Below are 18,302 nucleotides of genomic sequence, written 5' to 3' on the forward strand. Positions count from 1 at the left end.
TCACAATTGTCTCACCACCTCAATCGCAAGGAGCGATCATGCTCGTCGGCGTCCCGACCGAGATCAAGAACAACGAATTCCGCGTCGCCATCACCCCGGCCGGCGTTGCCGAACTCACCCGCCGCGGCCATGACGTCGTCATCCAGGCAGGTGCCGGTGCCGGTTCTGCCATCTCCGACAACGACTTCAAGGCCGCCGGCGCCCAGATCGCCGCCACCGCCGAACAGGTGTGGGCCGAGGCCGACCTGCTGCTCAAGGTCAAGGAACCGATCGAGGCCGAATACGCCCGCCTGCGCCAGGGCCAGACGCTGTTCACCTACCTGCACCTGGCCGCGTCCAAGCCGTGCACCGACGCGCTGCTGGCGTCGGGCACCACGTCGATCGCCTACGAGACCGTGCAGACCGCCGGCCCGGACAACTCTGTCGCACTTCCTCTCTTGGCCCCGATGAGTGAGGTCGCCGGGCGACTGGCCGCGCAGGTGGGCGCTTACCACCTGATGCGCACCCAGGGCGGTCGCGGCGTCCTGATGGGCGGCGTCCCCGGCGTCGCACCGGCCAAGGTCGTGGTCATCGGCGGCGGCATGGCCGGCGACAATGCGGCCGCCGTGGCCTGGGGTATGGGCGCGCACGTCACCGTGTTCGACCTCAACATCAATATCCTGCGCAAGATCGATGCCGAGTACGGCGGCGCCATCGAGACCCGCTACTCGTCGAGCCTGGATCTGGAAGACGCGGTCAAACAGGCCGACCTGGTGATCGGTGCGGTCCTGGTGCCCGGGGCCAAGGCGCCCAAGCTGGTCACCAATGCGACTGTCGCCCAGATGAAGCCGGGCGCGGTCCTGGTCGATATCGCGATCGACCAGGGCGGCTGCTTCGAGGATTCCCGGCCCACCACCCACGATGACCCGACGTTTGCGGTGCACGACACCGTGTTCTACTGCGTGGCCAACATGCCCGGTGCCGTGCCGCGGACATCGACCTATGCGCTGACCAACGCGACGATGCCCTATGTGCTCAAGCTGGCCGACAAGGGTTGGCAGGCCGCGTGTGCGGCCGACGCCGCGCTGGCCAAGGGCCTGTCCACCCACGAAGGTGCGCTGCTGTCCGAGCAGGTGGCCGCCGACCTCGATCTGCCGTTCACCGATCCCACCACTCTGCTGGCGTAGCCGCCGGCCCCCACCGTCGCCCGGCTGAAGCACTTCGGCCGGGCGACGTGTATTTCAGATACCGGGTGTATCTCACATGCCGGCCGGCGGATGACCGAGGCAGATCAGCGCCCCGAGCGGGTCCCTGATGACCGCCAGGGTGCCGTACGGCGTCTCTTCCCCCGGCATCGGGCTCTCCCCGCCCAGGGATTCGGCGAGTGCGACGGTGGCCGCCACGTCGTCGACCATCACGTACACCTGCCAGAACGACGGCACCTCGGCCGGAAAAATCTTGGCAGAGTCCATGATTCCCGAATAGGCGTTCTCGCCGACGAACACCTGGGAGTACCGGTCGGGCCCTACCACCGCGGGATCGCCGCCGGTGCCGATCTCCTCGATGCGAGCGCCGATGACATCGCGGTAGAACGCCACAGACCTGTCGTAGTGCTTGCTCTGACACTCGAACCAGTACGGCGCGCCGTGCTCGCCCCACTCGGTGAATCCGACGTGCGTGCCGGGCTGCCAGAATCCGATGACCGCGCCCGCCGTGTCGGTGGCGACCATCATCGAGCCCATGTCACCGACGGGCATCGGCGGCACCATCACCGATCCACCCGCGGCCTCGATCGCACCGGCGGTCGCTGCGGCGTCCTCGGTGTGCAGGTACACCGACCACACGTCGGCGACGCCGCCGGCCTCGGCCATGTGCGGGGCCAGACCTGCCACCCGCTTCCCGTTGCGCAGGAAGTTCTGATATCCGCCGAACTCGGGCTGGGCCGGCCCCTCGACCTCCCAGCCGAAGATCTCCGAATAGAACTCGGCGGCCGCCGCGGGATCACTGCTCATCAGGTCGAACCAGACAGGTGCCCCCACCGGGGCGGAGTAGTCGGACATCGGAGTTCCTTTCGTCGGCATCGTCACCCAGAAAGACTGTGCCGCCGACCGAAACTCATCGCCGGCCGAGCAGATGCGGCAGCACCAGCGCCGCGACCTCGCCGATCAGCGGCCGCAGGCCTTCGGCCTCGGGATCGGCGGATTGTGTCCTGGTCATGATGGTCAGCAGCACCCGCGCGCCATCGGGCCCGTACGCCACACCGGAATCGTTGGTGGTCGCGTAATCTCCGCTGCCCGTCTTGTCGGCGGTGGTCCATCCCGGTGGCAGGCCGGCCCGCATGCTTGAGGTCTGATTGGCGCGCATCCAGCCGTCGAGCAGTTCACGCTGGGCGGGCGGTAGGGCGTCTCCGGCCAACAGGTTGCGGTAGCCGGCCGCCAGCGCGCGCGGGGTGGTGGTGTCCCGCGGATCGCCCGGTATCGCCGAGTTCAGCTCGATCTCCCAGCGGTCCAACCGGGTGCGGTCATCGCCGATGCTGCGGGCGAACGCGGTGATCGCCTGCGGGCCGCCGATGGTCTCCAACAACAGATTGGCCGCGAGGTTGTCACTGCGCTGCAGCGCCGCCTGCGACAGCTCGGCCAGCGTCATCTCCTGGCCGAGACGCTCGCCGGTGACCGGCGAGTTCGGCAGTATGCCATCGGGGTTCACGAAAACTGGCTGTTCCAGCGTGAACTCACCATCTGCGACACCCCGCAGCACCCGCGCGGCGGCGTACGTCTTGAAGGTCGAGCAGAGCGCGAAGGCCTCGTCGGCGCGATTCTCCAACGAGAATCCGGACTGCAGATTCACCGCGTACAGACCGATGAAGGCGTTGTCGCGCGCCTCCAACTCACGGATCTGCTCTTCGAGGGTGAGCGCCGGGGCCGCCAGCGCGGATTCGTCCGCGCAGCCGGCCAGCGCCCCTGCTGCCGCCAATGCCATACCGCCGAACAGAACTCTTCGTCGTGACAGGAGCATCACCCGACTGTACCCACCTACCCCGCAATATCCCGAAGCCGCTGCGGCAAGGACTTTCTGGATTTGTGCGGGCCGAGCACCGCCGCGCCCATCGGCCTGGCCAGTAGACGGCGCGCGACGCCATTGACCTCGTCGAGGGTCACCGCGTCGATCTGATCGAGGGTTTGGGCGATGGTGCGGTGCGCGCCGTAGTTGAGTTCGCTGCGCCCGATTCGGTGCATGCGCGACCCGGAATCCTCCAGACCGAGCACCAGGCCGCCACGCAGCGACCCCTTGGCGATCCGGCATTCGGCCTCGGTGATGCCGTCGCGCGCCACATCGGCCAGGACATCGGTGGCCACCCGGACGACCTCGTCGAAACGTTCCGGAAGGCATGCCGCGTAGACCGAGAACGCCCCGGTGTCAGAGAACGTGTCGATCGTGGAGTAGACGGAGTAGGCCAGCCCGCGGGTTTCCCGAATCTGTTGGAACAGTCGTGAACTCAGGCCACCACCGAGTGCGGAGTTCAACACCGACAAGGCCCAGCGGTGCTCCCACTGCCGCCCCGGTGTCCGGACCCCGAGTGACAGGTGGGTCTGTTCGGCGTCCTTGCTGACCACCTGCAGACCGGGCTTGCCCACCACCCGTCCGGTGCCCTTGCGGTGCGGTACGGCGGTCCGGCCGCGGACCAGGCGCGGCCCGAAATACTCGCGCGCCAGGGCGACGACGTCGTCGTGGTCGATATTGCCGGCCACCGCGAGGATCATCCGCTCCGGGGTGTAGCGCCGCTGATGGAACGAGTGCAGCTGCGTGCGGGTCATCGCCGAGATGGACTCGACACTGCCGATGACCGGCCGGCCGACCGGATGGGACCCGAACATCGCCGACAGGAACACATCACCGAGGGTGTCCTCGGGATCGTCGTCGCGCATGGCGATTTCTTCGAGCACGACATCGCGCTCGATCTCGACATCGTCGGCGGCGCACTGGCCACGCAGGACGACATCGGCCACCAGGTCGACGGCCAGTTCCAGATCGGAATCGAGCACATGCGCGTAGTAGCAGGTGTGCTCGCGGGCGGTGAAGGCGTTCAGTTCACCGCCGACAGCGTCGACTGCCTGCGCGATCTCGACCGCGCTGCGCGTCGGTGTGGATTTGAACAGCAGGTGTTCCAGGAAGTGCGCGGCACCCGCGACGGAGCTGCCCTCGTCGCGTGAACCGACACCCACCCAGACACCCACCGAGGCGGAGTGCACCGAGGGGATGTACTCGGTGACCACCCGCAGCCCTCCGGGCAGTGCGGTCACCCGCACTGCCTCGGAGGTATCTGCGCCGCGGGATGCGCGGCGTAAGGCCGGCTTAGGCGTCAGCGGTCGCGGCCTCGGTGGGCACCTCGGCCGGGGCCTCGGTTGCCTCATCTTCGGCGACGAGCACCAGCGAGATCTTGCCGCGGTTGTCGATATCGGCGATCTCGACGCGCAGCTTGTCGCCCACCTTCGCGACATCCTCGACCTTGCTGATCCGCTTGCCGCGGCCCAACTTCGAGATGTGCACCAGGCCGTCGCGGCCCGGCAGCAACGACACGAAGGCGCCGAAATCGGTGGTCTTGACCACGGTGCCGAGGAACCGCTCGCCGGCCTTGGGCAGCTGCGGGTTGGCGATGGCGTTGATCATGTCGATCGCGGCCTGGGCGGCCTCGCCGTTGCTGGCGCCGACGAAGATGGTGCCGTCGTCCTCGATCGAGATCGACGCACCCGTCTGCTCGGTGATCGAGTTGATCATCTTGCCCTTGGGCCCGATGACCTCACCGATCTTGTCGACCGGCACCTTGATGGTGGTGATACGCGGCGCGTACGGGCTCATCTCGTCGGGCTCGTCGATGGCCTCGGCCATCACCTCGAGGATGGTGATCCGGGCGTCCTTGGCCTGGGCCAGCGCACCGGCCAGCACCTTGGACGGGATGCCGTCGAGCTTGGTGTCGAGCTGCAGCGCGGTGACGAAGTCCTTCGTGCCTGCGCACTTGAAGTCCATATCGCCGAACGCGTCCTCGGCGCCGAGGATGTCGGTGAGCGTCACGTAGCGGGTCTCGCCGTCGATCTCGTCGGAGACCAGACCCATGGCGATACCGGCGACCGGGGCCTTGAGCGGCACACCGGCGTTCAGCAGCGACAGCGTCGAGGCGCACACCGAGCCCATCGAGGTGGAACCGTTGGAGCTCAACGCCTCCGACACCTGGCGGATGGCGTACGGGAACTCTTCGACGCTCGGCAGCACCGGCATCAGAGCCCGCTCCGCCAGCGCGCCGTGACCGATCTCGCGGCGCTTGGGCGAGCCCACCCGGCCGGTCTCACCGGTCGAGAACGGCGGGAAGTTGTAGTGGTGCATGTAGCGCTTGGACTTCTCCGGCCCCAGCGAATCGATCTGCTGGGCCATCTTGACCATGTCGAGGGTGGTGACACCCATGATCTGGGTCTCGCCGCGCTCGAACAGGGCGCTGCCGTGCGCCCGCGGAATGATGGCGACCTCGGCGGACAGCGCGCGGATATCGGTGACGCCACGGCCGTCGATGCGGAAGTGGTCGGTCAGGATGCGCTGGCGCACAAGCTTCTTGGTCAGCGAGCGGTACGCGGCGCCGATCTCCTTCTCACGACCGGCGAAGGTGTCGGCCAGCCGCTCCAACACCTCACCCTTGATCTCGTTGGTGCGGTCATCACGCTCGGCCTTACCGGAGATGGTCAGCGCCTGCGACAGCGCATCGGTGGCCACGGCGGCAACCTGGGTATAGACATCGTCCTGGTAATCGGGGAACAGCGGGTACTCCGCGGTCTCCTTACCGGCGGCCGCGTGCAGTTCCTCCTGCGCGGTGCACAGCGCGGCGATGAACGGCTTGGCGGCCTCCAGGCCCTCGGCGACGACGGCCTCGGTGGGCGCACCCGCGCCACCGGCGACGAGCTCGATCACGCGGTCGGTGGCCTCGGCCTCGACCATCATGATCGCGACGTCGTCGCCCGCCTTGCGGCCGGCGACGACCATGTCGAACACGGCGCCTTCGAGCTGCTCGACGGTCGGGAACGCGACCCACTGGCCGTCGATCAGCGCGACGCGCACACCGCCGACCGGGCCGGAGAACGGCAGGCCGGAGATCTGGGTGGACGCCGACGCGGCGTTGATGGCGAGCACGTCATACAGATCCTTGGGATCCAGGCTCAGGATGGTGACGACGACCTGGATCTCGTTGCGCAGGCCGGAGACGAAGGTCGGGCGCAGCGGCCGGTCGATCAGGCGACAGGTCAGGATCGCGTCGGTGGAGGGACGGCCCTCGCGGCGGAAGAACGAGCCGGGGATACGGCCCGCGGCGTACATCCGCTCCTCGACGTCGATGGTCAGCGGGAAGAAGTCGAAATGGTCCTTCGGGGTCTTGCTGGCGGTCGTGGCGCTCAGCAACATCGTCTCGTCGTCGAGGTAGGCGACGACGGCGCCGGCGGCCTGCTGGGCCAGCCGGCCGGTCTCGAAACGGATGGTGCGGGTGCCGAAGCTCCCGTTGTCGATGACGGCGGTGGATTCGAACACGCCTTCGTCGGTTTCAACTGCAGACATAGCAGCCTTTCTGGGTATACAGCTGTTTTGCGTCGTCACGCGCCAGCGATGCCCTGAACTCGGCTACGGCCGTCGATCGAAGCGGCCGGGGCGGATCCATTGAAGGACGCTCCGGCCACCACTACCGAAGACCGCCCGATCAGGCGGGTGCTGCTGTGACGCGCGGGAGCGGTGCACGCGGTACTGCGCGAACCACACCCTGTCAGGGCCTCCCCTTCAGAATGGGTGGCCCAAAACGATTCCATGCTACACCGGGCCAGGTGACCGACCGTCAGTCGACGTCGTCGACGCACACGGTGAACTGCCGTTGGTCATAGGGATAACCCATGCCGCTACGGCACTCGTCGGCGTTGGCGACCCCCTGCAGGATCTGGGTGGCACGCTGGCGGTGCGGCTGGCTGCCGTCACTGCAGTCGACGCGCACCGGGTCCCGGCCGTTCTCGGGGTCGATGCTCATGCACTGCCCCACCACCCAGTCGATATCCATGCACACGGTGTTGCTGGTATCGCTGAACGTGTTGTGCATGGCGTAATAGGAATCCACGTCGGTGGGGCACTGATCACTGTCGGCGACCGTGGCGACGACCTTGAAAGTCGAGTCGGGGCTACCGCATTCGGCCTTGACGGCGTCCGGCTTGTCGGGCGTGCCGGCCACCCTCAGGCAGTCTCCGACCTGAAAAGCGGCGGCAGCGGCCGACGAACAACCGGTGATTCCCCCCATGACTCCGGCAACCAGGACGCCGAGGACGGCGCAGGTTGAGCGAAGTGGTGTCAGCGACGCAGACCGAGGCGCTCGATCAGCGACCGGTAGCGCTCGACGTCGACCTGCGCGACGTACTTGAGCAACCGGCGCCGACGACCGACCAACAGCAGCAGCCCCCGCCGCGAATGGTGATCGTGCTTGTGCATCTTGAGGTGTTCGGTGAGATCGACGATCCGCTTGGTCAGCATCGCGACCTGAGCCTCCGGCGAACCGGTGTCGGTGTCATGCAGGCCGTACTGGCCGAGGATCTCTTTTTTCTGTTCAACGGTGAGCGCCACGAAACAACTCCATCAAAATAGGTCCGCGAAGGTAATCGAGAGGCGCGGCCGCCGCGAACTGCAGCGCGCGCTGGGTCGGTAGGAGATACTAGCAGCTACTCAGCCTGCGCCGAGAATCGTGCGGGCCCGCTCGGTATCGGCGCCCATGGCCACCACCAGATCGTCCACCGAATCGAACTTCTCCTGCCCGCGGATCCGGGCGATGAAATCGACGGCCACATGCTGGCCGTACAGATCGGCCTCGGTATCCAGCACGAAGGCCTCGACGGTGCGGGTGCGCCCGGAGAACGTCGGGTTGGTGCCCACCGACACCGCCGCCTGATAGCGCTCGCCGGGGATCACGGTGCCGACCACCGGCCCATGCCCGAGCACCGTGAACCACGCCGCGTACACCCCGTCGGCCGGGATGGCCGAATGCATGGGCGGCGCCACATTGGCGGTCGGGAAGCCGAGGACCCGGCCCCGGCCGTCACCGCGCACCACGACACCTTCCACCCGGTGCGGCCGGCCCAGCGCCTCGGCGGCGGCGACCACATCACCGGCGTCCACGCAGGAGCGGATATAGGTGGACGAGAAGGTGACCGTCTCGTCGCGGAGCAACACTCCGTCGCTTCGCTCGCCCAGGCCGGGCTCGGTCACTTCGGACACCAACGTCATCCCCTCGACGGCAAAACCGAATCGTTCGCCGGCCTTGCGCAGCAGGTTCACGTTGCCGGCGGCCTTCTTGCCGAAGGTGAAGTTCTCCCCCACCACGACCTCCACCACGTGCAGGCTCTCGACGAGCAGCTCGTGGATATAGCGCTCCGGGGTGAGTTTCATGAAGTCGGCGGTGAAGGGCATGACGAGGAAGACGTCGATACCGGTTTCCTCGACGAGTTCGGCCCGCCGGGTCAGCGTGGTCAGTTGTGCCGGATGGCTGCCCGGGAACACCACTTCCATGGGATGCGGGTCGAAGGTCATCAGCACCGTGGGGACCCCGCGCGAACGCCCGGACTTCACGGCGTGGCTGATCAGCTCGGCGTGGCCGCGGTGGACACCGTCGAATACGCCGATCGTCAGGACACATCGGCCCCAGTCCGTGGGGATGTCGTCCCGGCCCCGCCACCGCTGCACGACTGCCAGCCTACGACGCGCGGTCGCCGCCGTCTGCTTCGGATACCCGGATCAGGCAATGATTGCCTAAACTTCATAGTCGTGGATTCCAACAGCAACCCGCAGGACCTGACGACGGTTGCGCAGGACTACCTGAAAGTGATCTGGACGGCCCAGGAATGGTCACCGGACAAGGTCAGCACCAAACTCCTCGCCGAACGCATCGGCGTCTCGGCGAGCACCGCCTCGGAATCCATCCGCAAGCTGGCCGATCAGGGGCTGGTCGACCACGCGAAGTACGGCGCGGTGACGCTCACCGAGGCCGGCCGCCAAGCCGCCCTGGCGATGGTGCGCAGGCACCGGCTGATGGAGACGTTCCTGGTGCGCGAGCTCGGCTACGGCTGGGACGAAGTGCACGATGAGGCCGAGATCCTGGAGCACGCGGTGTCCGATCGGATGCTCGACCGGATCGACGCCAAGCTCGGCTTCCCGACCCGCGACCCACACGGCGATCCGATTCCGGCGCCCGACGGGCGGGTGCCCACTCCCCCGGCCCGGCAGCTCTCGATCTGCGCCGACGGCGAGGACGGCACCGTGGCCCGCATCTCCGATGCCGACCCCGAGATGCTGCGCTATTTCGACAGCGTCGGTATCGCGCTGGATTCCCGCCTACAGGTGGTGGCCCGGCGAGATTTCGCCGGGATGATCTCGGTGGCTGTGCACAGCCCGTCAGACACACCGGGGTCGGTCACCACGGTGGACTTGGGAAGCCCTGCCGCAGAAGCGATCTGGGTGGTCTAGCGCGCCATCTTCAGGTGCGCGCCACCGGTCCGGCGCGGCTCTTCGGTGGTGGCGGGCGCCGAATGCACCAACCGCAGCGACGGACGGGCGGGCTGCTCGGGGACGGCGATGGCGAGGTCCTCCAGCAGCGCGATGCTGAGATCCAGCTGCTCGGCGCCGTCCTGTTCGATGGCACCGACAATGGCATCGGTCAGCAGTTCACCGGCCACCTCGGAGGTGACGGTGAGCTTGGCGCCGTCCTCGGCGGGGCTGATCCAGAACGTCAGGCGCGTCCGCATGCCGGATTCGCCGGCGCCGATGAGGACCAGCGTCCCGGGGGCGATCGCCGACTCGACCGTCCACTCGACGGTGTTGGAGACCCCGAGCATCAGCGTCTCGGCCGTCATGCGGGCGCCGGGGACGAACTGAGTGCGCGGCTCGGCCATCCAACGGTGGTGCACGGTCAGCCAGTCCGACCAGGTGCGCGGATCTGCGAGCACCGACCACAGCGCGGCCGGGGGTGCCGACAGGGTGGCGTGACGGGTCACGTGCGCGACCGTCGCGGCGCGGCTCTTCGCCCACGCGGGCTGGTAGTTGAACAGCGGGTGGTCGCAAATCGGTGCATGTGCGCTCATGACTGTTACAACGCCCGCCGTTCCGCAAAAGTTCGCCGAAAGCCTGGGATTTGGCTAATAAAACCCACCCGAAACTGACGGCAACCTGATAACGGCGTCTGCGTTACACAGCTTTGGCGATATCGGACGCGTGCCGGGGGCCGAAAAGCCCCGTTGTGCTGTATCCCAGCTCGCGGTTTGAGTGAACGGTTGTGCGCCGAACCGGGGCCGCCGAGTGCGCTCGCGACACGGGTCAGTGCACTGTTTTCAGCAAACCGTGCGCGCGAAGAACCGGCGGTGCTCACAGGGTGGCCGGCCGCAGCACCACCACCGGCTTGGTACGCGAGGGACCGTCCTGCAGCAGGGCGATCACCCGGCCGTCGGGCGCGGTGGCCGCATAGATCCCCGATATCCCGGCCGGTTCCAGGGGACGGCCGTGACCGGTGTCGGTCACCTGCGACTCGGTGAGATCGCGGCGCGGGAAACCCAGTAGGCAGGCCTCGTCCAGGCTGTAGGACAACCGGGCCTGCTCGGCCAGATCGTCGAGGGTGCGGGCCTCGCCGAGCCCGTATCGGCCGACCGCGGTCCGGCGCAGCACCGTCAGGTGCCCGCCCACCCCGAGCGCGTCACCGACATCGCGCGCCAGCGCCCGGATATAGGTTCCCGATGAGCAGTCGACCACGACGTCCACATCGGCGAAGCCGGAGTGCCTGCGCACCGTGAGCACATCGAATCGTTCGATGCGCACCGGCCGGGCGGGCAACTCGACCGCGCGGCCCTCACGGGCCAGCTTGTAGGACCGTTCCCCGGCCACCTTGATCGCACTGACCGCCGAGGGCACCTGATCGATGCTGCCGCGCAGCGCCGACACCGCGGTGGCGATCTGCTCGTCGCTCACCTGCTCGGCCGGGACCGTCTGCAGCACCTCACCCTCGGCGTCCTCGGTGGAGGTGGTCTGCCCGAGGCGGATGGTGGCGGCATAGGACTTGTCGGTACCGGTGATCAGACCCAGGATCTTGGTGGCGCGCTCGATCCCGATGACGAGCACCCCGGTGGCCATCGGGTCCAACGTGCCGGCGTGGCCGACCTTGCGGGTGCCGAACAGCCGCCGGCAACGGCCGACGACGTCGTGGCTGGTCATCGCGCCCGGCTTGTCGACGATCACCAGGCCGGGGGCAGGTGGAACACTCACAGCGTGATCGCCGTGAGCGCGATACCTGCGGCCACCGACCATCGACCGTCCAGCGCGGTCAGCGGCGGACCGTGCTCGGCGGCGGGGTCGATCAGGATGTGGGAGCGGAACGTGCCGGCGCTGCCCGAGGCGTCCAGGGTGAAGGTGATGTGGGCATCCTCGAATCCCAGCCAGCGATGCGTCAGCGGGTACCAGGCCTTGTAGGTCGCCTCCTTGGCGCAGAACAGGATGCGATCCCAGTGCAGGTCCGCCGGAAGCGTCGAGAGCTGCGAGCGTTCGACCGGCAGGCTGATCGCGTCCAGCACGCCCTTGGGCAGCACATCGTGGGGCTCGGCATCGATACCCACCGAACGGATGTCCCCCTGGCGCCCCACCACCGCGCCCCGGAATCCGTCACAGTGTGTCAGGCTCCCGACGACGCCGTCCGGCCAGCACGGTTCGCCCTTGTCTCCCTTGAGGATCGGGACCGGTGCCACCCCGATCTCACCGAGAGCGATCCGCGCACAGTGCCGCACGGTGACGAACTCGTTGCGGCGCTTGGCCACCGAACGAGCAACCAGCGGCTCCTCTTCGGGCAACGGCATCAAATCCGGCGGATCGTCGTACAACTCGGCGGTGAACACCCGCTCCGGTACGACCGCGGGGAGCAGCACGCCGTGCCCGTGGCTCTTCGCGCGGGCGCTCATCACAAACCCCTCCGCGACTTGATCCGGTCCTGCATCTTCTGCGCGTTCTCCCGCATCTCGTCGGTGATCTCGAAGTGTCCCCCGAAATCGTTGAGATAACCGGGGGCGTACTTCGGGTCCGGCAAGATCTGGCGCAACCAGCGATATGGCTTGCGGCGCCGCCATTCTCGGGGATAGCCGACCGACACCTCCTCGAACCGCACCCCGTCATACCAGGTGGTGCGCGGAATGTGCAGGTGCCCGTAGACCGAGCAGATGGCGTTGTAGCGGGTGTGCCAGTCGGCGGTGGCCGTCGTCCCGCACCACAGCGCGAACTCCGGGTAGAACATCGCATCGCAGGGTTCGCGCACCAGCGGGAAGTGGTTCACCAACACCGTCGGCGTCATCCAGTCGAGGTCTTCGAGCCGCTTGCGGGTGTGGGCCACCCGGTCACGACACCAGGCGTCGCGGGTCGCGTACGGCTCGGCCGAGAGCAGGTACTCGTCGGTGCCGACGATATTGCGCTCCTTGGCCAGCGCCAGCCCCTCGGCCTTGGTGGCCGTGCCCTCGGGCAGGAACGAATAGTCGTAGAGCAGGAACATCGGCACGATGGTGGCGGGGCCGCCCTCTTCGTTCCAGACCGGGAACGGATGCTCGGGCGTGACGACGCCCATCTGGTCACACATGTCGACCAGGTAGTCATACCGGGACCGCCCGAAGATCTGCATCGGGTCCTTGTTGGTGGTCCACAGCTCGTGGTTGCCGGGCACCCAGATGACCTTGGCGAAGCGCTTGCGCAGCAGATCGAGCGCCCAGCGGATCTCATCGGTGCGTTCGCCGACGTCGCCGGCCACGATCAGCCAATCGTCCGGGCTCGACGGGTACAGCGATTCGGTGACCGGCTTATTACCGGTGTGACCGGTGTGCAGGTCGCTGATCGCCCACAGCACCGGTCGTCGTTGTTCTCGTGACGGCATGGACACAACGGTCCAGCCTACTGGCAGGCCCGGATGCGTTCGAGATGACCGAAGGGGGCAAACTAGAACTTGTTCTCGTTTAGACTCCCGGCAGGGCTCCGCTCGGACCCTCGGGTCGGATGACGATGTATGGGGGTGTGATGGCTGCCAAGCTGCGGCTGTTGTCGGCGCTGTGTGCGCTCGTCGCCGCGGTGATCGTGGTGTGGCAGGCAAATCCGGTCGGGACTCCGGCTCAGGTCCGGGCCAGTGACCTGCCGATGACCAATGTGTCCACGACCATCAAGTGGCCGGTCATCGAGACCGTCGATCCCAAGCCGTTCGACCCCTGCACCGAGATCCCGCTGGATGTCGTGCAGCGGATCGGACTGGCGGTCACCCCGCCCACACCCGAAGACGGGTTGCGCTGCCACTACGACGCGGGCAACTATCAGATGGCGGTCGAGGCGTTCGTCTGGCGGACCTATGAGGCGACCCTGCCCGCCGACGCCGTCGAACTCGATATCGACGGGCACCGCGCCGCCCAGTTCTGGATCATGAAGCCGACCGACTGGAACGACCGGTGGTGGGTGACCTGCATGATCGCCTTCAAGACCAGTTACGGCGTGCTGCAGCAGTCGGTGTTCTACTCGCCGATCCATTCACCCGACCGGCCGGACTGTCTGCAGATCAACATGCAGCGTGCGCGCGAACTGGTGCCGTACTACAAGTTCTGAGCCCGCGTAACCTTCATCAGGTGAGCTCACGAACCTCGCACTACGCCCGGCAGGCACTGAGCAAAACCCTGCGCCTGCCCGCCCCGACCACCGACTATGTCGTGCACCGCCGGGTGCCGGTACCGATGCGCGACGGCGTCGAGTTGCTCGCCGACCACTACGAACCACTGACCGCGCATCCGGCGGGCACCCTGCTGGTGCGCGCACCCTACGGCCGGCGGTTCCCCTTCACCGTGCTGTTCGGCAGCGTCTATGCCACGCGCGGGTACCACGTCGTATTCCAGAGCGTGCGAGGCACATTCGGCTCCGGTGGCGAGTTCACCCCGATGGTCAACGAGGCGGACGACGGTGCCGACACCGTCGTGTGGCTGCGCGAACAGCCGTGGTTCACCGGCACCTTCGCCACCATCGGTCTGTCCTATCTGGGGTTCACCCAGTGGGCGCTGCTCACCGATCCACCGCCCGAGCTGGCCGCGGCCGTCATCACGGTCGGACCGCACGATTTCGCCCAATCCTCGTGGGGCACCGGGTCGTTCTCGCTCAACGACTTCCTGGGCTGGAGCGATATGGTCTCCCATCAGGAAGACCCGGGCCTGGCCCGCACAGTGGTCCGTCAGGCCACCGCCGGCCGCCGGGTCGGTGCGGCCGCGCTGAACCTGCCGCTGGGCGCGGGCGGGCGGACACTGCTCGGTGACGGCGCGCAGTGGTACGAGTCCTGGCTGCAACCCCCGAGGAGAACCCGAGCACTGGCGGCGACTGGCAGCGGCCGAGGCACTGGACCGGGTGGACATCCCGGTGCTGCTGCTCAGCGGATGGCAGGACCTGTTCCTCGATCAGACATTGGACCAGTACCAGCACCTTCGTGCACGCGGAGTGCCGACGGCCATGACCATCGGGTCCTGGACGCACACCCAGATGATGACCAAGGGTGGCCCGACGGTCATCCGGGAGACGCTGCACTGGCTGGACACGCATCTGGCTTCCGGCGGGCAGGAGCGAAGCGACCCGGGAATCAGTTCCGGAGCGGACACCAGGCGAAATCCGGTGCGGCTCAACATCCACGGTGACGGCTGGGTCGAGCTACCCGACTGGCCGCCGGCCACCGAGTTCCGCGATCTGTATCTGCTCGCCGGCGGACGGCTGGGTGACGCGCCGCCCGACGATCCGGGACTGACATCGAGCTTCACCTACCAGCCCGCAGACCCCACCCCCACCATCGGGGGGCGGCTGCTGTCCCCCGACGGCGGCTACCGTGACGACTCGGCACTGGCCGCCCGCCCCGATGTGCTCGCGTTCACCGGTGAGCCGTTGTCTGCCGATGTCTACACCGTCGGCGTCCCGGTGCTCGAGCTGGCGCATCGCTGCGACAACCCGCACCACGATGTTTTCGTCCGGATCAGTGAAGTCGACGCCCGGGGCCGCTCACACAATGTGAGCGACGGGTACCGCAGATTCTCCGCCGGCGCCGAATCCGGCGCGCTGCGTATCGAACTCGACGCCGTCGCCCACCGGTTCGCGGCCGGGTCCCGGATCCGGGTGCTGGTGGCCGGTGGGTCACATCCGCGGTACGCCCGCAACCTCGGCACCGGCGAACCCGCGATCTCGGGTGAGGCGCTGCGGCCGGCCACCCACACCGTCACCCATGACGCCCGGTCACGGTTGATCCTGCCCGCGGCTGCGGGCCCGCCGTCAGCCCACTGAGTCACGCACCCGCCGCGCGATGGCGGTGAGGGTGTCGATGTCGTGTACCGGTGCGGCATAGGAGGTTTCGTGTACCGGCAGCTGCACCCAGCTGGCGCAGCCGGCATAGTCGGGACTGCGTGGCAGCCGCACCGGTTCGGTCAGCGCGCGGGCCTGCACCACCAGCACCGTCAACCGGCGCTTCGGGCGGAAATCCAACCGGTCGGCCCGTACCGATTCCTCGGTCCAGATGTGCAGATCGGCGATGTCGGCGATCGCCTGCGGCCGGTTCACCTCAATGGCGGCAACCACTTTCGCGCCAGCGCGCACGATGACGGCCTGCTCGGCGCTGTCCGAGGCGCCCTCGAGCAGCTCGCGATGCTCGGGGCGCACCCGCTGGGCGTGGCTGTGCGCCACCGTCGGGAACAGCAGGAACTCACCGGCGGTCAGGTCAAAGCGCTTCTCGTGGATACCGCCCTTGCGCAACAGCACCGTCTGGCGGCCGTCGAGCAGGGCGTGCACGGCCGCGCCCCATTCCTTGAGCGCGGTGGTCGTCACAGACCGAGCCGGGCCCGCACCTCGGGGCGGCGCAGCGGCGGCACCGTCTTGGGCGGCTGCCTGCGCGGCGGGAGCTGGGCGAGCAGCCGTTCGGTGGTGGCGGTGACTTCGGCGACGGCGGCCTCGAAGGCGTCGGCATTGCCCGCGGTGGGACGGGTGACACCGCTGATCTTGCGGATGTACTGCCGCGCGGCGGCCTCGATCTCTTCGGATGTCGCTGCCGGTTCCAGACCACGCAGCTCGGTGATGTTTCGGCACATGACCTCCACGATAGGCGCTTGACGGGTGTCGATACGGTGTGCGAATGAGTACCGCTGCCGAAAACGTCCTGCTGATCGAGACCACCGACCGGGTCCGCACCCTGACGCTGAACCGGCCGCAGTCGCGCAACGCGCTGTCCGTTGCGCTACGCACCCAGCTGTTCGCCGCGCTGCGCGCCGCCGAGACCGATGAGACGGTCGACGTGGTGATCCTGACCGGCGCCGATCCGGTGTTCTGCGCAGGCCTCGATCTCAAGGAACTGGGCGACACCACCGAACTACCCGATATCTCCCCCAAATGGCCGGCGATGCACAAACCGGTGATCGGCGCCATCAATGGTGCCGCGGTCACCGGCGGGCTGGAGATCGCGCTGTACTGCGATGTGCTGATCGCCTCCGAACAGGCCCGCTTCGCCGACACCCACGCCCGGGTCGGGCTGCTGCCGACATGGGGACTGTCGGTGCGGCTGCCGCAGAAGGTCGGGGTCGGGATGGCCCGCCGGATGAGCCTGACCGGCGACTACCTGTCGGCGGCCGATGCGCTGCGGACCGGGTTGGTGACCGAGGTTGTCACCCATGACGAGTTGCTGCCCGCGGCGCGCCGGATCGCGGCCTCGATCGTCGGCAACAACCAGCGCGCGGTCGGGGCGCTGCTGGACTCTTACCACCGCATCGATGCCGAGCAGACCCAGGCCGGGCTGTGGATCGAGGCCGAATCGGCGCGGGCCTGGATGGCCGTGGCGACCGGTGACGATATCGCCGCGAGCCGGGCGTCGGTGATGGAACGCGGCCGGTCCCAAGTGCAGGCGTAGCGTGCGTGCCGAGCGCCGAACAAGGGCGAAGGCCGAACTACGTGGCTTCAGTCAGGCTGTGTCTGGGCGCACCAGCACTGAAGCTGCGTACGATTTCCGGCCGGATCACGTCCTCCGTTTCAGTTTCGCGGCAGCATAGGCCTCACGGCTGAAACCAGGTATGCAGCGATAGCGACAGGAGCCCACGCTCGGCCTGAGTGCTGCCTGCCCACCACGGATGAGAACTGAGGAATACATGAGCACCCCCACCGACACCGTCGCCGAGGTGGCCGCGATGATCGACCACACCCTGCTCAAGCCCGAAGCCACCGCCGCCGAGGTCGCAGCCGTGGTGGCCGAGGCCGCCGAACTCGGCACCTACTCGGTGTGCGTCTCGCCCTCCATGCTGCCGATCACCGTGCCCGATGGTCTGAAAATTGCTGTGGTGTGTGGCTTCCCGAGCGGGAAGCACACCTCGGCGGTCAAGGCCGCCGAGGCGGCGGAGTCGGTGCGCAACGGCGCCGACGAGATCGACATGGTCATCGATATCGGCGCCGCCAAGGCGGGTGGCTTCGACCTGGTGCAGGCCGATATCGCCGCGGTGCGCGCGGCCGCACCTGCCCCGGCCGTGCTCAAGGTGATCATCGAATCGGCCGCGCTGACCGACGACGAGATCGTCGGCGTCTGCCGGGCCGCGGTCGCCGCGGGCGCCGACTTCGTCAAGACCTCGACCGGATTCCATCCGTCCGGTGGAGCCACCGTGCACGCCGTGGAACTGATGCACCGCACGGTCGCCGACGCCGGACTGGCCGTGAAGGCCTCCGGCGGGGTGCGCACGCTCGAGCAGGCACGCGCGATGATCGCCGCCGGGGCCACCCGGCTGGGAGTGTCCGGGTCCCGGGCGCTGCTGTCCTCCGAGGGTGGCCAAGCGTCAGGGTACTGAATCGCCGGAGTGCTCGGCCGCCAGTTCCGCCACGCTGGCGCCGTCGGCCAGGCGGTCCAAAGCACCGGTCATCGTGGCGCATTCACGCGCGGGATGTTCGGTGGGACAGTGCAGGGCATGGGTCAGAAAGCGCTGCGCGCCTCTGGCCCGCTCGATCACCCGGTCCAGTTCGGCGATCTGCTCCTGTACTGCCTCCCGCCAGCGGTCGGCGGGCGCATCGAGCACCGCGGCGGCGGTGTCCAGCGGCAGGCCGAGCTGGTGCACGATCTTGAGGAATGCCAGGCGGCGCAGTTCGGCCGGCCCATACATCCGCCGTCCCCCCTGGCGACGGGATGGCCGTACCAGGCCGCGGTCGTCGTAGTAGCGCAGCGCAGAGGGCCGCATCTGCAGTTTCGTCGCCGCCTCACCTATCGGGATCAGATCCAT

19 protein-coding genes and 1 pseudogene are annotated in these 18,302 nt (G+C 67.8%); 6 read left to right on the top strand and 14 right to left on the bottom strand.

Annotated features, from left to right (window positions below; all coding sequences use genetic code 11):
- The first annotated feature begins 38 nt into the window (after nucleotides 1–38).
- On the top strand, nucleotides 39–1,166 hold the full coding sequence (ald, locus tag EXE63_RS32310) for an alanine dehydrogenase (protein ID WP_168145339.1): 1,128 nt from the start codon (nucleotides 39–41) through the stop codon (nucleotides 1,164–1,166).
- Between the two features lie 72 nt (nucleotides 1,167–1,238).
- On the opposite strand, the gene EXE63_RS32315 is transcribed toward ald, so the two are convergent.
- From EXE63_RS32315 to EXE63_RS32345, 7 genes are all read right to left on the bottom strand, one after another.
- Nucleotides 1,239–2,039 (bottom strand): VOC family protein, encoded by an 801-nt coding sequence (locus tag EXE63_RS32315; RefSeq protein WP_168145340.1) that lies wholly within the window; start codon nucleotides 2,037–2,039, stop codon nucleotides 1,239–1,241.
- Between the two features lie 55 nt (nucleotides 2,040–2,094).
- A complete protein-coding gene (bla, locus tag EXE63_RS32320) occupies nucleotides 2,095–2,997 on the bottom strand; it encodes a class A beta-lactamase (RefSeq protein ID WP_168145341.1) in 903 nt (300 codons plus the stop codon).
- Between the two features lie 14 nt (nucleotides 2,998–3,011).
- Complete coding sequence (locus tag EXE63_RS32325; protein WP_168145342.1) at nucleotides 3,012–4,391, bottom strand: M16 family metallopeptidase; 1,380 nt, start codon at nucleotides 4,389–4,391, stop codon at nucleotides 3,012–3,014.
- Entirely contained in the window at nucleotides 4,333–6,570 is a 2,238-nt protein-coding gene (locus EXE63_RS32330; RefSeq protein ID WP_168145343.1) for a polyribonucleotide nucleotidyltransferase, read from the bottom strand. The genes EXE63_RS32325 and EXE63_RS32330 overlap by 59 nt, the downstream gene beginning before the upstream one ends.
- Nucleotides 6,571–6,841: 271 nt before the next feature.
- The gene (gene lppU / locus EXE63_RS32335) at nucleotides 6,842–7,291 is read right to left on the bottom strand and encodes an LppU family putative lipoprotein (protein ID WP_168145344.1); all 450 of its coding nucleotides are present in this window, start codon (nucleotides 7,289–7,291) and stop codon (nucleotides 6,842–6,844) included.
- 50 nt (nucleotides 7,292–7,341) lie between these two features.
- Nucleotides 7,342–7,611, bottom strand: a complete 270-nt coding sequence (gene rpsO / locus EXE63_RS32340) for a 30S ribosomal protein S15 (protein ID WP_168145345.1) — start codon at nucleotides 7,609–7,611, stop codon at nucleotides 7,342–7,344.
- 99 nt (nucleotides 7,612–7,710) lie between these two features.
- Nucleotides 7,711–8,724 carry a bifunctional riboflavin kinase/FAD synthetase gene (locus EXE63_RS32345; protein ID WP_168145346.1) on the bottom strand — a complete coding sequence of 338 codons (1,014 nt, stop codon included), beginning with the start codon at nucleotides 8,722–8,724 and terminating at the stop codon, nucleotides 7,711–7,713.
- An 81-nt stretch (nucleotides 8,725–8,805) separates the two neighbouring features.
- Here EXE63_RS32345 and mntR point away from each other — a divergent pair, with 81 nt between their 5' ends.
- Nucleotides 8,806–9,504 carry a manganese-binding transcriptional regulator MntR gene (mntR, locus tag EXE63_RS32350; protein WP_210000201.1) on the top strand — a complete coding sequence of 233 codons (699 nt, stop codon included), beginning with the start codon at nucleotides 8,806–8,808 and terminating at the stop codon, nucleotides 9,502–9,504.
- Here the strand turns inward: mntR and EXE63_RS32355 are convergent.
- The 4 genes from EXE63_RS32355 to pptH form a co-directional block, all read right to left on the bottom strand.
- The gene (locus tag EXE63_RS32355) at nucleotides 9,501–10,118 is read right to left on the bottom strand and encodes a type II toxin-antitoxin system Rv0910 family toxin (protein WP_168145347.1); all 618 of its coding nucleotides are present in this window, start codon (nucleotides 10,116–10,118) and stop codon (nucleotides 9,501–9,503) included. The genes mntR and EXE63_RS32355 overlap by 4 nt on opposite strands.
- Before the next feature lie 280 nt (nucleotides 10,119–10,398).
- Complete coding sequence (truB, locus tag EXE63_RS32360) at nucleotides 10,399–11,331, bottom strand: tRNA pseudouridine(55) synthase TruB (protein ID WP_168145348.1); 933 nt, start codon at nucleotides 11,329–11,331, stop codon at nucleotides 10,399–10,401.
- Nucleotides 11,286–11,975, bottom strand: coding sequence for a 4'-phosphopantetheinyl transferase PptT (pptT, locus tag EXE63_RS32365; protein ID WP_168145349.1), 690 nt, complete (start codon nucleotides 11,973–11,975; stop codon nucleotides 11,286–11,288). The genes truB and pptT overlap by 46 nt, the downstream gene beginning before the upstream one ends.
- Nucleotides 11,975–12,931, bottom strand: a complete 957-nt coding sequence (gene pptH / locus EXE63_RS32370; protein ID WP_168145350.1) for an ACP phosphodiesterase PptH — start codon at nucleotides 12,929–12,931, stop codon at nucleotides 11,975–11,977. The genes pptT and pptH overlap by 1 nt, the downstream gene beginning before the upstream one ends.
- A gap of 140 nt (nucleotides 12,932–13,071) precedes the next feature.
- On the opposite strand from pptH, the gene EXE63_RS32375 reads away from it, so the two are divergent.
- Both EXE63_RS32375 and EXE63_RS32380 read left to right on the top strand, forming a co-directional pair.
- Nucleotides 13,072–13,644: a DUF3558 domain-containing protein gene (locus EXE63_RS32375; protein WP_168145351.1), complete on the top strand. Its 573-nt coding sequence runs from the start codon at nucleotides 13,072–13,074 to the stop codon at nucleotides 13,642–13,644.
- Nucleotides 13,645–13,664: 20 nt separating this feature from the next.
- Nucleotides 13,665–15,345 (top strand): annotated as a pseudogene (locus EXE63_RS32380) (CocE/NonD family hydrolase).
- Here the strand turns inward: EXE63_RS32380 and EXE63_RS32385 are convergent.
- Nucleotides 15,334–15,882 carry a DUF1802 family protein gene (locus tag EXE63_RS32385; RefSeq protein ID WP_168145352.1) on the bottom strand — a complete coding sequence of 183 codons (549 nt, stop codon included), beginning with the start codon at nucleotides 15,880–15,882 and terminating at the stop codon, nucleotides 15,334–15,336. The pseudogene EXE63_RS32380 and the gene EXE63_RS32385 overlap by 12 nt on opposite strands.
- Complete coding sequence (locus EXE63_RS32390) at nucleotides 15,879–16,142, bottom strand: DUF2277 domain-containing protein (protein ID WP_168145353.1); 264 nt, start codon at nucleotides 16,140–16,142, stop codon at nucleotides 15,879–15,881. The genes EXE63_RS32385 and EXE63_RS32390 overlap by 4 nt, the downstream gene beginning before the upstream one ends.
- 44 nt (nucleotides 16,143–16,186) lie before the next feature.
- On the opposite strand from EXE63_RS32390, the gene EXE63_RS32395 reads away from it, so the two are divergent.
- Both EXE63_RS32395 and deoC read left to right on the top strand, forming a co-directional pair.
- On the top strand, nucleotides 16,187–16,954 hold the full coding sequence (locus tag EXE63_RS32395) for an enoyl-CoA hydratase (RefSeq protein WP_168145354.1): 768 nt from the start codon (nucleotides 16,187–16,189) through the stop codon (nucleotides 16,952–16,954).
- A gap of 235 nt (nucleotides 16,955–17,189) precedes the next feature.
- On the top strand, nucleotides 17,190–17,876 hold the full coding sequence (deoC, locus tag EXE63_RS32400) for a deoxyribose-phosphate aldolase (RefSeq protein WP_168145355.1): 687 nt from the start codon (nucleotides 17,190–17,192) through the stop codon (nucleotides 17,874–17,876).
- Here deoC and EXE63_RS32405 read toward each other — a convergent pair.
- Nucleotides 17,865–18,302 (bottom strand): MerR family transcriptional regulator, encoded by a 438-nt coding sequence (locus EXE63_RS32405; protein WP_168145356.1) that lies wholly within the window; start codon nucleotides 18,300–18,302, stop codon nucleotides 17,865–17,867. The genes deoC and EXE63_RS32405 overlap by 12 nt on opposite strands.

This window comes from Mycolicibacterium frederiksbergense (assembly GCF_012223425.1).
In the GTDB taxonomy this organism is placed as follows: Bacteria; Actinomycetota; Actinomycetes; order Mycobacteriales; family Mycobacteriaceae; genus Mycobacterium; species Mycobacterium frederiksbergense.